13 protein-coding genes are annotated in these 12768 nt (G+C 71.4%); 8 read left to right on the top strand and 5 right to left on the bottom strand.

Going from position 1 to position 12768, the window contains the following annotated elements; all coding sequences use genetic code 11:
- Positions 1-113 precede the first annotated feature (113 nt).
- Complete coding sequence (xseA, locus tag BMH31_RS01385) at positions 114-1334, top strand: exodeoxyribonuclease VII large subunit (RefSeq protein ID WP_099723562.1); 1221 nt, start codon at positions 114-116, stop codon at positions 1332-1334.
- A gap of 18 nt (positions 1335-1352) precedes the next feature.
- On the opposite strand, the gene BMH31_RS01380 is transcribed toward xseA, so the two are convergent.
- On the bottom strand, positions 1353-1787 hold the full coding sequence (locus tag BMH31_RS01380) for a type II toxin-antitoxin system VapC family toxin (protein ID WP_099723561.1): 435 nt from the start codon (positions 1785-1787) through the stop codon (positions 1353-1355).
- Positions 1784-2017 carry a toxin-antitoxin system gene (locus BMH31_RS01375; protein ID WP_099723560.1) on the bottom strand — a complete coding sequence of 78 codons (234 nt, stop codon included), beginning with the start codon at positions 2015-2017 and terminating at the stop codon, positions 1784-1786. Before BMH31_RS01375 ends, BMH31_RS01380 begins: the two co-directional genes overlap by 4 nt.
- Before the next feature lie 144 nt (positions 2018-2161).
- On the opposite strand from BMH31_RS01375, the gene BMH31_RS01370 reads away from it, so the two are divergent.
- The 4 genes from BMH31_RS01370 (at position 2162) to BMH31_RS01355 (ending at position 5244) form a co-directional block, all read left to right on the top strand.
- Entirely contained in the window at positions 2162-2404 is a 243-nt protein-coding gene (locus BMH31_RS01370) for an exodeoxyribonuclease VII small subunit (RefSeq protein WP_099723559.1), read from the top strand.
- Between the two features lie 8 nt (positions 2405-2412).
- Positions 2413-3090, top strand: coding sequence for a DUF4245 domain-containing protein (locus BMH31_RS01365; RefSeq protein ID WP_099723558.1), 678 nt, complete (start codon positions 2413-2415; stop codon positions 3088-3090).
- Positions 3087-3761 carry a carbonic anhydrase gene (locus BMH31_RS01360; protein ID WP_099723557.1) on the top strand — a complete coding sequence of 225 codons (675 nt, stop codon included), beginning with the start codon at positions 3087-3089 and terminating at the stop codon, positions 3759-3761. Before BMH31_RS01365 ends, BMH31_RS01360 begins: the two co-directional genes overlap by 4 nt.
- A gap of 73 nt (positions 3762-3834) precedes the next feature.
- Positions 3835-5244, top strand: a complete 1410-nt coding sequence (locus BMH31_RS01355; RefSeq protein WP_199068239.1) for a class II fumarate hydratase — start codon at positions 3835-3837, stop codon at positions 5242-5244.
- Positions 5245-5331: 87 nt separating this feature from the next.
- Here BMH31_RS01355 and BMH31_RS01350 read toward each other — a convergent pair whose 3' ends face one another.
- On the bottom strand, positions 5332-8073 hold the full coding sequence (locus BMH31_RS01350; RefSeq protein WP_199068242.1) for a metallophosphoesterase family protein: 2742 nt from the start codon (positions 8071-8073) through the stop codon (positions 5332-5334).
- A 137-nt stretch (positions 8074-8210) separates the two neighbouring features.
- Positions 8211-9431 carry an MFS transporter gene (locus BMH31_RS01345; protein ID WP_099747357.1) on the bottom strand — a complete coding sequence of 407 codons (1221 nt, stop codon included), beginning with the start codon at positions 9429-9431 and terminating at the stop codon, positions 8211-8213.
- Positions 9432-9487: 56 nt separating this feature from the next.
- On the opposite strand from BMH31_RS01345, the gene BMH31_RS01340 reads away from it, so the two are divergent.
- The 3 genes from BMH31_RS01340 to BMH31_RS01330 are packed head-to-tail and all read left to right on the top strand — an operon-like array spanning position 9488 to position 11554.
- Positions 9488-10165, top strand: coding sequence for a FadR/GntR family transcriptional regulator (locus tag BMH31_RS01340; protein ID WP_099723554.1), 678 nt, complete (start codon positions 9488-9490; stop codon positions 10163-10165).
- A gap of 10 nt (positions 10166-10175) precedes the next feature.
- Complete coding sequence (locus BMH31_RS01335; protein ID WP_099723553.1) at positions 10176-11045, top strand: SGNH/GDSL hydrolase family protein; 870 nt, start codon at positions 10176-10178, stop codon at positions 11043-11045.
- Positions 11042-11554: a tetratricopeptide repeat protein gene (locus BMH31_RS01330; RefSeq protein ID WP_099723552.1), complete on the top strand. Its 513-nt coding sequence runs from the start codon at positions 11042-11044 to the stop codon at positions 11552-11554. The genes BMH31_RS01335 and BMH31_RS01330 overlap by 4 nt, the downstream gene beginning before the upstream one ends.
- Positions 11555-11558: 4 nt before the next feature.
- Here BMH31_RS01330 and BMH31_RS01325 read toward each other — a convergent pair whose 3' ends face one another.
- Positions 11559-12746, bottom strand: a complete 1188-nt coding sequence (locus BMH31_RS01325; protein WP_241898075.1) for an acyl-CoA dehydrogenase family protein — start codon at positions 12744-12746, stop codon at positions 11559-11561.
- Positions 12747-12768: the final 22 nt, after the last annotated feature.

The raw sequence follows: 12768 nt of genomic DNA, 5'->3' as shown, positions 1-12768 counted from the left end.
GGTGCGCTGGTCCGGCATCTGCGGCGCATCCGAGGTGGTCGCGTTCATGCTCACCAGTGTAAATGCCCGCCCTGCGCGGCGGCTCCGCACGGCCGCCCGAGTAGGCTGGCCCCATGCCCGAGCCCACCGCACCGGCGACCCGAGAGGCGCCCTGGCCCGTCGGCCTGATGAGCCAGAAGATCCGCGACTGGATCGAGCGCCTCGGAACCGTGTGGGTCGAGGGCGAGATCACGCAGTGGCAGGTGCGCGGCGGGCACGTCTACGGCAAGCTCAAGGACCTCTCGCAGGACGCGACCGTCAGCTTCACCATCTGGCAGTCGGTCGCGCGCGGGCTGACCGGTGAGTTCGCCCAGGGAGACCGCGTCATCGCGCTCGTCAAGCCGAACTTCTGGGTCAAGGGCGGATCCCTCACGATGCAGGTGTTCGAACTGTCGCACGTCGGCATCGGCGAGCTGCTCGAACGCCTCGAACGGCTACGCAAGCAGCTCCAGTCCGAAGGGCTGTTCGATGCGGAGCGCAAGCGTCCGCTGCCGTTCCTGCCGGGGCTCATCGGACTCGTCACCGGCCGCGACTCCGACGCCGAGAAGGACGTCGTGCGCAACGCGACGCTGCGCTGGCCCGGGGTCCGGTTCAAGATCCACTACAGCGCGGTGCAGGGCGACCGCGCGGCGACCGAGGTCGCGACCGGGATCCGCGCGCTCGACGCCGATCCCGAGGTCGAGGTCATCATCGTCGCCCGCGGCGGCGGAGATTTCCAGCACCTGCTGCCGTTCAGCGACGAGGGGGTGCTGCGCGCGGCGGCCGAGGCGACGACGCCGATCGTGAGCGCGATCGGACACGAGGCCGACCGGCCCCTGCTCGACGAGGTCGCCGACCTGCGCGCTTCGACCCCGACCGACGCGGCGAAGCGCGTGGTGCCCGACGTCGGCGAGGAGCTCGCCGGCATCGACGGCGCGCGCAGCCGCATGAGCTCGCGCCTCGGGCACCTGCTGGCGCACGAGACGGATCGGATCGCCCAGCTGCGCTCCCGCCCGTCGATGCAGCAGCCGGAGCGCATCGTCGACGAGCGCGCCGAGGAACTGGTGCGCTGGATCGCGCGCGGCACGGAGCTCGTCGACCGAGCAGTCGAGGAACGCGATCGTACGATCCTCGAGCTGCGCGCGCGCCTGACGACGCTCTCGCCCCAGGGCACGCTCGACCGCGGTTACGCGATCGCGCAGCTGGCCGACGGCTCGGTGCTCCGCGATCCCGCCGATGCGCCCGCCGGCGCAGCGCTCAGGCTGTCGCTGGCCGGTGGCCGCATCGCGGCGACCTCGGACGGCGCGACCGTCTGAGGTCCGACGCGACCCCGGTCAGCTCAGCGCGAACTCGCCCGACCACGGATCGAAGACCTCGACGCCCGTACCCGTGAAGTCCCGGGTGTTTCGGGTCGCGCAGATCGCGCCCTGCGCCGCGCAGATCGCCGCGATCTGGGCGTCCGCAGTCGCGATGGGAAGCCCCGTCCGCTCGCGCATCGCGAGGATCTCGGCGTACTCCCCCGCCGCGTCCTCGTCGAAGGCGAGCACCGCACCGGATCCGCGATATTCGGAGACCACGGCGTCCACCCGGTCGCGGAACGCGATCTTTCGGCGCCCGTCCGGCAGCCTGCGCAATCCGGCGAGCAGTTCGGCGAGCGTGACCGCCGTGATCGCGACCCGTTCCTCAGTAGTCGTGATCCACGTGAGCACCCGCCCATCCGGGTCGACCCGCATGAGCTCGGAGACGACGTTCGTGTCGAGGACGATCACTCGAACTCCACCGCGCGCGCGACGTCGTCGCGTCGCGGGAGGACCAGGTCGTCGATCCCGCCGGCTTCGCGAGCTGCGTCCGCCAGCGCGACGCCGATGTTCGGCCTGGCGACGGCCCGCGTCAGAATCTCGCGCACCTCCGCTTCCATCGACCGGCCGTGCAGCCGAGCCTGCGCGGCGAGGCGGAGCTTGACCGACTCGTCGAGCGACCTCACCAGAATCGTGGACACGGGTACTCCTTTCGATAACACACATGCTATCACGCAGATAGCGCTCGTGATATCGCAGCGGTTCGACGATCGTCGGCCCCCGGATCGGATCACTCCCGAGCAGCCAGAGCCCGCCCCCAGTACGGCCCGGGTAGACTGGCGGGCATGGCCGCTTCCGATAGACCGGATCCCGACGCGCTCAGTTATGAAGAGGCGCGCGACGAACTCGTTCAGGTGGTGAACCGACTCGAGCAGGGCGGCAGCACCCTCGAGGAGTCCCTCGAGCTCTGGGAGCGCGGCGAACGCCTCGCCGCCCGCTGCGAAGAGTGGCTGCTCGGTGCGCGTCGTCGCCTCGAGGCCGCGCGCCGCGGCGGCGACGCGGCACCCGCAGAGAGCCCGGAGGCCTGATCACCCCGATGGCGAAGAAGACCAAGGCCCCCGTCGTCGTCGCGGAGCTCGGCCGCCCCGAGACCCCGTCCGAGACCGCGGCCCGCAAGGCGCGCGACAGCCGCCTCTACCGGCAGCGCAAGACCGTCAACAACCTCGTGTTCTCGCTCATCGTGAGCGTCGCCGTAGTGTTCGGCATCTACCTGATGGTGCCGCACGGCACCGGCGGCGACTTCGCCGACCGCTCGGTCGACGTCGCGCAGCTCGCCTCCGAAGCTTCACCGACGGCCGGGCAGCCGCTCGTCGCGCCGAAGCTGCCCGACCGCTGGAACGCGAAGCAGGCCGAGTTGCGCTCCTCCAAGACCGGCGGCATCACCTACTGGTACATCGGATACACCACCCCCGACAAGCAGTACGCCGCGGTCGTGCAGGCCTTCACCGCCGACGGGTCGCCCGTCAACGAGACCTGGATCGCCGAACAGCTCGAGAACACCTCCGCGACCGGCACCCAGTCCATCGGCGGGTTCGACTGGACCGCGTACGTGCACCCCGGCCGCAGCCCCGACAAGAGCAATCTGCGCACGGGGTACCAGAGCGTCATCGGCGCCTCGACGTTCCTCGTCTACGGCACCGCCCCCACCCAGACCATCGAGCAGCTGGCCGACGCCGTCGCGACGCAGGCCGCGCAGAACGGAGCCGCGAAATGAGCACGCCGCGCGTCACCCCCCAGCAGGCCTGGGACGCCTTCATCGCCGGGAACGAGCGGTTCGTCAGCGGCGTCTCGAAGCACCCGAACCAGGACGTCGAGCGCCGATCCGAGCTCGTGAACTCGCAGGAGCCCGACGTGGCGCTGTTCGGCTGCTCAGATTCCCGTCTCGCCGCCGAGATCATCTTCGACTGCGGCCTCGGCGACCTGTTCATCGCCCGCAACATGGGGCACGTCGTCGCCGAGTCGATCACCGCCTCGATGGAGTACGCCGTCTCGGCGCTGGGCGCCTCGCTCATCGTCGTGCTCGCGCACGACTCCTGCGGCGCGGTCGCCGCCGCGATCGACCAGTCGAGCCGCACGCCGTCGCCCGTCACGGATTCGGTGCGCAACACGCTCGCCCCGATCCAGCCCTCGGTGCAGCAGTTCTGGCTCCGCGACCGCCATGACACCCCCTACGCCGTCGCCGACGAGGTCGACGCGAACGCCATCGGCCGGATCCACCTGGCGACGACCGTGAACGAGCTCCTGCGCACCTCGCGCACCATCAGCGATGCCGTCGATCGCGGCGAGCTCGGCATCGTCGGCTGCCAGTACCGGCTGACCGAGGGACGCGCCGTGCCCTACACCGCCGTCGGGCCGCTCGCGCTCGAGCTCGCACCCCTGAACTGAACCCGTCCAGACCCCACCAGACCGGTCCTGCGGCGCGGCGAAGTCCGCGAGCAGGACGACGAGAAGAAAAAGGATGACAGTGACCGAAACCGAGTACCGCATCGAGCACGACACCATGGGCGAGGTCCGCGTTCCGAAGAACGCGCTGTACGCCGCGCAGACGCAGCGCGCCGTCGAGAACTTCCCCATCTCGGGCAAGGGCCTCGAGCCCGCGCAGATCGTCGCACTCGCGCGCATCAAGCGCGCAGCAGCGATCGCGAACAAGGATCTCGGGATCCTCGACGCCGCGATCGCCGACGCGATCGTGGCCGCGGCCGACGAGATCATCGCGGGCGATCACCACGACATGTTCCCGGTCGACACCTACCAGACCGGCTCGGGCACCTCCTCGAACATGAACATGAACGAGGTCCTCGCGACCCTCGCGACGAAGCACCTCGGCGCCCCCGTGCACCCGAACGACCACGTCAACGCCTCGCAGTCGTCGAACGACGTGTTCCCCACCTCGGTGCACATCGCGGTGACCGGCGCGCTCATCGAGCAGCTGAAGCCGGCCCTCGCGCACCTCGCCGAGGCGTTCGAGGCCAAGGCCGAACTGTGGAAGACCGCCGTCAAGTCGGGCCGCACCCACCTCATGGACGCAACCCCGGTCACCCTCGGCCAGGAGTTCGGCGGCTTCGCCGCGCAGATCCGCTACGGCATCGAGCGCATCGACGCCGCGCTTCCCCGCGTCGCCGAGGTCCCGCAGGGCGGCACCGCCGTCGGCACCGGCATCAACACCCCCCTCGGCTTCCCCGAGAAGGTCATCGCCGAGATCGCCCAGTCGAGCGGTCTGCCCATCACCGAGGCGCGCAACCACTTCGAGGCGCAGGCGAACCGCGACGGCCTCGTCGAGGCGTCGGGCGCGCTGCGCACGATCGCGGTCTCGCTGACCAAGATCAACAACGACATCCGCTGGATGGGCTCGGGCCCCAACACGGGTCTCGCCGAGCTCCACATCCCCGATCTGCAGCCGGGCTCCTCGATCATGCCGGGCAAGGTCAACCCGGTCGTGCCCGAGGCCGTGCTCATGGTCTGCGCGCGGGTCATCGGCAACGACGCGACCATCGCCTGGGCCGGCGCTTCGGGCTCCTTCGAGCTGAACGTGCAGATCCCCGTCATGGGCACCGCCCTGCTCGAGTCGATCCGCCTGCTCGCGAACGCGTCGACCGTGCTCGCCGACAAGACCGTCGCCGGTCTCGAGGCGAACCTCGAGCGTGCAGCGGCCCTCGCCGGCATGAGCCCGTCGACGGTCACCCCGCTGAACCGCCTCATCGGCTACGAGGCCGCGGCGAAGATCGCGAAGCACTCCGTCAAGAAGGGCATCACCGTCCGCGAGGCCGTCGTCGACCTCGGCTACGTGGAGCGCGGCGAGGTCACCGAGGCCGACCTCGACAAGGCACTCGACCTGCTCTCGATGACGCACCCGGGCGTCGCGAAGTAACGCGTCGACACCGCATGAGGACGGGCCCCGGGATCGAAGATCCCGGGGCCCGTCCTCGTTCACGCGGCCGTTCCGACCGCACGATCCCTACTGCTGCACGGCCGCCCGGCGGCGCGCCAGCACGAGGATCGCTCCCGCGGCGAGCAGCCCGGCGCCGACGATGCCGAGCGGCAGCCACTCGGCACCGCCGGTGGTGGCAAGGCCGTCGGTCTTGCCCGCGCCCGGGTTCGCGCCGTCGGTGTTCCCCTTGGACTCGATCGTCGCCTCGGAGCTCGCGGTCCCGGTGACGTCCGACGAACCGGACGCTGCGGCGTTCGCCGCGGCGCCCGAGCCCGCGTCCGATCCGGACCCGGAGTTCGCGGAGCCGTTCGCGGCGGCGGACGATCCGCCGTCCGTGCCGGCCGCGGCACCGCCGTCGACCGCGGTCACGCTCAGCGGAGCCGAGACCTCGGCGCCGTTCGGCAGCTTCGCGACGATGCGGTGCTCGCCCGCCTCGGCGTTCGCCGGGATCGCGACCTCCTGCGAGAAGGCGCGGTCGTCGCCGACGGTGGCCTCGGCGAGCGGGACCGGGGTCGAGTGCAGCTCGATGCCGATCTTCGTGCCCGGCACGAAGCCCGATCCCGACACGGCCAGCTTGCCGCCCTGCGGCACCGATGCGGCACCGAGCGACAGCTTCGGACCGGCGGGCGTCTCGACGCCGGCCTCGGTGACCCACTTCTCACCGGTCGCGTACTTGGTCACGGTGAACTCGTCGTACAGACCGCCGACCGCGGGGACCTCGTTCGGGGCGTAGACGGGACGCTCGCCCGCGGCATCGGGCACGAGCGTGAAGCTGCGGGCTCCGTCGACCTTCTCGGCGAGGTACGAGCGGTAGACCAGCTGATCGCCGCTCACGTCGATCACCTGGTAGGTCGTGACGTTCTCGCCGCGGATCACCTGGGTGGCGCCGTTGTTCGTCCACACGTTCTTCTCCTCGGTGGCGAGGTCGTAGTGCTTCGCCCCCGAGTTCGAGACCGCGTACACCGGGCCGGTGGTGAGGCCGGTCGTGCCGGTCTTGTCGCTGTTCTTGTAACCGCGGCCGTAGGTGTGGTCGTGGCCCATGAGCACCAGGTCCACGCCGTTCTCCTCGAACACCGGCACCCAGTACTTGCGCAGCACCGGCTCATCGCGACCCGACGAGGTCGAGTACACGGGCTGGTGGAAGGTCACGACGTTCCACTTCGACTGGCTGTTCTTCAGCACGTGGTCGAGCCATGCCGCCTGGTACTGAGTCCACAGCTCCTGCACCTTGGTGCTCGGGCACTCGGCACCGGTGCAGGCGGGCAGGTTCGCCGGCTTGAGGAAGGCGGTGTCGCGGGTCGCGTTCAGCGTGATGAACCGCACGTTCTGGTAGTCGGTGTAGTAGACCGTCTCGGCCGCGAACTCGGTCCAGTGCGCGAAGTACGCCGCGTACTGGCGCGCGACGTCGGAGTCGCCCTGCGCGAGCTTCGCGAGCTCGCCGATGGTGCCGGTGTTCGGCTGGTTGAGCGGGTACTCGAAGTGCGCCTTCCACGACTTGAGCATGTTGTCGCCGCCGGTGTACTCGTGGTTGCCGGGGGCCGCCATCACGTTCGTGCGGGTGGCGGACTGCGCCATTCCCTTGAACCAGTTGTTCCACTCGGTGTCGTTGGTACCCGTGTTGATGAGGTCGCCCGCGTGCACCGAGCCGATCGAGCGGGTCGCCTTCGCCTCGGCCTGCTTGACCACGCTCGGCCAGGTCGTGTCGAGCCCGACCTGCGCGTCGCCGTAGTAGACGAACTGGAAGTCGGTGGCCTTGGGGTCCGCGGTGGTGAACTCGAACCACTCGCTCCAGCTGCCGGGCAGGCCGACCCGATAGCGGTAGGCCGTGGCCGGTGCCAGGCCGTCGACGGTCGCCGAGAAGTGCGGCTTCGCGTTGTTGTTCACGGTGCCCGCGGAGTACGCGTCGACGGTGCGGGTGTCGCCGCCGCCCGCCGGGCCGAGCTCGACCTTGCCGACGGTGTGGGAGACGTCGCCCGCCTGCCAGGAGAACGCCTGCGAGGTGGTCGGGGTCGCGGTCGGCGTCAGGATCACGCGTCCGGGCGCGGCCTGCACGACCTCGCCGGGAGCGGCGCTCTTCACCGCGGTGAGCGACGGCATATCGAAGTAGGCGTCCGAGGAGCTGTCGCGATCCTGATGCAGCGCCACCGCGATCGTGTTGGTGCCGTCATGGAGCAGCTTGCCGTCGACCGAGAACGTGCTCGTCTGGGGGTCGCCCTTGCCGGAGCCCGCGTACTCGAGATTCGTCGTCTCGGTGATGCGGTCGCCCTCGAAGGTCGCGACCTTGGTGCCGTTGACCCAGACGACGAGCGCGTCGTCGTAGACGACGGTGCTCGCGAGGGACTCGATCTGCTTGGCGACCCCCTGGTCGAGCGAGAAGGTCGTGCGGAAGAAGTAGGTGGGGATCGTCGGCTTGGCGGTGCCGTCGATGTAGTGGTTCAGCTTCGTGACCGGCGTGAAGGGGCCGACCGGGACGAGCGCGTTGTTCTTCACGCCGAAGCCGGTCGGTGCCGACTTCCAGCTCCCGTCATCATAGTTCGGCGTCGTCCAGACGCGGAGGTTCGCATCGCCGCGCGCCGGGTCGGTGTTGTCGTCGAGGTACTTCCAGGTGGTGCCCGTGGACACCAGCGGGGCGTTCGGCACCTCGGGCGTCGTCGGGGCGGCGGAGGCTGCGGACACGGCGGCGGGCGCGACGAGCCCGCCGATCAGCGCCGCGATCGCGAGCGCGGTGGTGCTGCGTCTCGTTCGAACTGCAGGGAATGACCGGGTCATTGACTTCCTTCGAATATGCGGGATTCTCCCAGCCGATGGGCGGGGTCCCCGATACTCCACCAGCTAGGAGTGGCCGCACCGTCTCCCCACGGTGGCCTCGCGGTAGCCACCGGGTGTCCAGGGGGTAACTCCGCTCGTCAGCTCGGTTCGGCCGCTCCCCGACGGCGGGCCACCACGCGGGTCAGCGCGAGGCCCAGAGCGCCCTGCAGTGCGGCGCAGCAGCCGAGCGCGACCAGCACGATCGACCAGGAGCCGGTGGACTGGTGCAGTGCTCCCGCCCCGAGCGGGCCGAGGGTCGCGATCGAGTAGCCCGCCGACTGCACGACGCTCGATACCCGCGCCGTCTCCGCAGGGCCGTCCCCGAACCCGGCGATGAGCGCGAGCACGAGGGGGAACGCACACATGCCGAGCCCGATCAGCGCCGCCCAGACCTCGGGTGCGGCGGCCGGTGCGAGCAGCAGGCCGGCGAGCGCTCCGACGCTGGCCGCGGCGACCAGCACGAAACCGATGCGCATGCGGCGCGGGCTGCCGGCGAGCGAGACGACCACGACGGTCGCGGGCACCCCGACCGCCATCGCGATGCCGAGGAGCAGCCCGGCTCGCTCGGCGGGGATCCCGGCGTCCTGCGCGATGCTCGGCAGCCATCCCATCACCACGTAGCTGAGCAGCGCCTGCAGAGAGAAGTAGGCGGCGAGGAGCAACGTGCCCGCCGGCAGCGGGATCCGACGACCGTCGACCGCGGCTCCTCCGGCAGCGGCGAGCGCGGGCGGCCCGGACCGCTCCCGCGGACGCGGCATCGCGAGCAGCCAGGCGACGAGTCCGATGAGCGCTGGCAGCGCCCACGCGGCGAGCCCCAGCGAGGGCGATCCGAGCGCGGACGCGACGGGCACGGCGGTCGCCGCGGCGGCCGCGGACCCGAGAGACATGAGCGTCGAATAGGCGGTGGTGACCGGACCGATCCGCGCACCGAAGTGGGCTCGGACGACCGCGGGAAGGAGGATGTTCACGATCGCGAGGCCGCCCGTCGCGATCACGGTTCCGGCGACCACGACCGCGGGTTCGGGGATCCCGCGGATCGCGAGACCGACCACGAGCGCGACGAGTCCGGCCAGCAGGGTCCGTTCGACGCCGAGCCGCGCCGAGAGGCGGGCGGTGCCGAACCCGGCGATCGCGAACACCGCGGTCGGCAGCGACGGCACGATGATCGCCGCGACCGGGGTCAGCGCCCCGCTCGCCGTGAGCGCAGTCAGCAGCGCGCTGGCGCTCGTGACGCCGAGGCGCAGGTTGACCGCGACGAGCAGCAGCGCCACGAGCAGCATGACCGACCTGCTCGACGCCGGGGACTGCGAGTTCCGCACCGTTCCTCCTCAAAGGTCAAACGTCCAACCATTGGACCTCGACTATCCTGGCACACATGTCTCTCGACCCCGTTCACCGGTCCTCGCTGAGCGATCAGGTGGTCGACCGCCTCCGCGCCGAGATCGTCGAGGGCCGCTGGCCGCTCGACGAACGGATCCCGCCTGAGCCCGAACTCGTGGCGGCGCTCGGCGTCGCCCGAGGCACCCTGCGCGAGGCCCTTCGCGCGCTCCAGTACACCGGAATGATCGAGATCCGTCGCGGCGACGGCACCTTCGTCCGGGCCCGCAGCGAAGTGCCGGGCGCACTAGCTCGATCCGGCGCGAACCTCGCGGAGATCCTCGAGGCGCGCGCCGCGCTCGAGCCCGAGCTCGCCCGCCTGGCGGCGATGCGCGCCGACGCCGACGATCGGGCCCGGATCGAGGCCGCACTGCGGGTGCGCGCCGCGGCGGACGACGCGCACTGGGTCGAGGCCGACGTCGCCGTGCACGAGGCGATCGCGAGCGCCGCCCACAACCCGATCCTGTTCGAGGTCTACACCGCGCTGCTCCCCAGACTCCGGGAATCCATGCGCACGGCGCTCGCCCGGGATGGGTTCCGCCGTGACGAACCGCGCGGCCACGACGGGGTGCTCGCCGCGATCCGCGCGGGCGACCCGGAGGCCGCGGCGGCGAGCGCGCGGGCCAACCTGACGGCCACCGCCGAATGGGATCTCGAGGAATCGTCCGCGGAGTAGGCTCGATCGCATGATGCCCGCACGATCCCCCATCGCCGGTGCGCGCGCGCTCTCGACCGCCGCGGTCGCCGGCGTCGCGCGCATGGCCGGCTGGCAGCGCGCGCTCGACTGGGCGAACCGGCCCGTGATGGCGCTCTCCGACATGCAGCCGGTGACGGCGAACTGGTGGCGGGGGCGCCGCAAGCAGTCGGGCCGCTTCCACTACCTGGCGCTCGGGGACTCGACGGGACAGGGCATCGGCGCCTCGGTGCCGGGCCGGAGCTACGTCGGGCAGCTCGCCGACCGCATCGAGGCCGAGCTGGGCGAGCCGATCAGAGTGACGAACCTGTGCGTCTCGGGCGCGACCTCGTTCCTGTGCGCGCGGGACCAGCTGCCGAAGGCGGTCGAGCCGCTGCGCGAAGCGCCCGATCTCGTCACCCTCGACATCGGCGCGAACGACATCGCCGAGTGGGACCCGGTCGCGTACCACCGCAATCTCTCGCGGATCCTCGACGCGCTCCCCGGCCACACCGTGCTGGGCGAGGTGCCCTGCTTCCACCTCCCCTGGAACGACCGCAAGGTGCACGAGGCGAACGCGATTCTGCGCCGGGTCGCCGAGGCACGCGGGCTCGCCGTCGTGCCGATCTACAAGGCGACCCGCGCCCGGGGCCTGCGCGGAATCCTCACGGAGTTCGCCGAGGACGCGTTCCACCCGAACGACCGCGGCTACGAGATCTGGGCCGACACCTTCTGGCCCGCGGTCGCCGTGCGGGTCGCCGCGGCACGAGCGGCTTCCGCGATCCCCGGGATCGCACCGGACGATTCCGATGCCCCCGCCGAAGCGGGCGATCCGTCCGGGCCTTCCGCAGCCGCCCCCGAACAGCTGGAGCGCAGCGCATGAGCACCGGAGCGCACGACGACTGGCAGGAGCGCGTCGACGCGGTCTGGAACGATGCCGATACCGACGAGGCGACCGTGATCGAGCGGATCGCGGTCCTCGCCGCGGAGCTCCCCGCGGAGGATCCGCGCGGGCCGTTCGAACTCGGCGGAGCCTTCGACTCGGGCGGCCGCGAAGCCGAGGCGGCCGAGCAGTACGCGCGAGCGGTCGAGCTCGGACTGACCGGCAACGCCCGCGCCCAGCTCGACATCCAGTACGCCTCGACCCTGCGCAACCTGGGCCGCTTCGACGAGGCGGTCGCGATGCTCCGGGCGTCGGTCGGGGATCCCGAACTCGGCGCGTCGACCGACGCGTTCCTCGCACTCGCGCTGCACTCGGCCGGTCGCCCGGACGAGGCGCTCGCGGTCGCGATCGAGGCGCTGATCCCGCAGCTCCCCCGCTACCAGCGCTCCCTGCGCGGCTACGCCGCGGAGCTGCGGTCCGGCGCGGCGGGCGCGCCCGCCGCCGGCTGAGCGCTCAGCCGGCGAGACCGCGCAGCGCCGTCGCGGTGAGCGCGCGCGAGCTCGACGGGTGGAACATCCCGGCGAGCACGTCGCGGTAGAGCCGTGCGAGTTCGGAATCCGCTTGGAAGCCGCTCGCCCCCGCCGCTCGCATGGCGACGTCGACCGTGCGACGGGCCTCGTCGGTGACGCGGTTCTTCGCGGCGGCGAGCGCGAGGAACCAGTCGTCTCGGGCGCGCTGTTCGTCGACGTCGCGGGCGAGGAGCTCGATCGCGTCGAGCGACGCCCGGTGGTCGAGCACCGCCGCCGCGAGACGGGTGCCGGTGTCGGGGTCGTCCAGGCGGATCCCGTCGCCGTCGCCGGCCGGACGCCGGGCCGACGCTGTCGCGAGCTCGAGAGCCCGGTCGGCGAGGCCCGCGTACACCGAGGCGGTGAGCAGCGAGAACGACGAGAAGATACCGAGCACGAGCGGCTGCGCGCCGTCGAACGGCGCGAAGCGGGCGGCCACGTCGGTCTCGGCGACCCGGACCCCGTCGAGTCGAGTGGTCCAGCTCTGCGTCGCGCGCATGCCGAGCGGGTTCCAGGTGCCGGGGTGCTCGATGCGCCCCTCGCTCAGTCCTGCGGAGGCCAGCTCCGGGGACCGCACCCCGGCGGCGTCGCGACGGACGAAGCCGAACATCAGCTCGGGCTCCTGCCCGGGGCCCTCGCTGCGCGCGTGCAGGCCGAGACGGGTCCAGACGGGCGAGAGGGTCGTGAAGATCTTGGTGCCCGAGACGAGGTAGCCGTCGCCGTCGCGCTCGGCGGTCGCGCGGGCGTCCATCAGCACCGCGTCGTTGCCGGCCTCCGAGACGCCGAAGGCGAAGACCTCGCCCGCCGCCGCGTCGCGCAGCACCCAGTCGAGGCTCGTGTCGCCGCGATCGTGCAGGAACCGGGCGACCTGGACCCAGACGAGGTGCATGTTCGCCCCGAGCGCCGTCGCCGGGGCGTGGGCGGCGAGCCGGCGCTGCGCGCGCAGCAGCTGCTCGAGTCCGAGGCCGGCACCGCCCAGCTCGACGGGTACCGCGGCCGCGAGATATCCGGAGCCCCGGAGCTCGTCGAAGTCCTCGGCGAAGAAACGGTTGTCGGCGTCGAAGCCGGCCGCCCGTTCGCGGAACCGCTGGAGCATCGGGGCGGGCAGGAGGTCGTCGATCGTCTGAGCGCTCACGATCTCAGCCTACGCCCGCCCC

The organism is Leucobacter sp. OLIS6, from assembly GCF_002752355.1.
Lineage (GTDB): Bacteria > Actinomycetota > Actinomycetes > Actinomycetales > Microbacteriaceae > Leucobacter.
The sequence above is the reverse complement of the archived record's forward strand: the minus strand, read 5'-3'. Positions and strand labels throughout refer to the sequence as shown.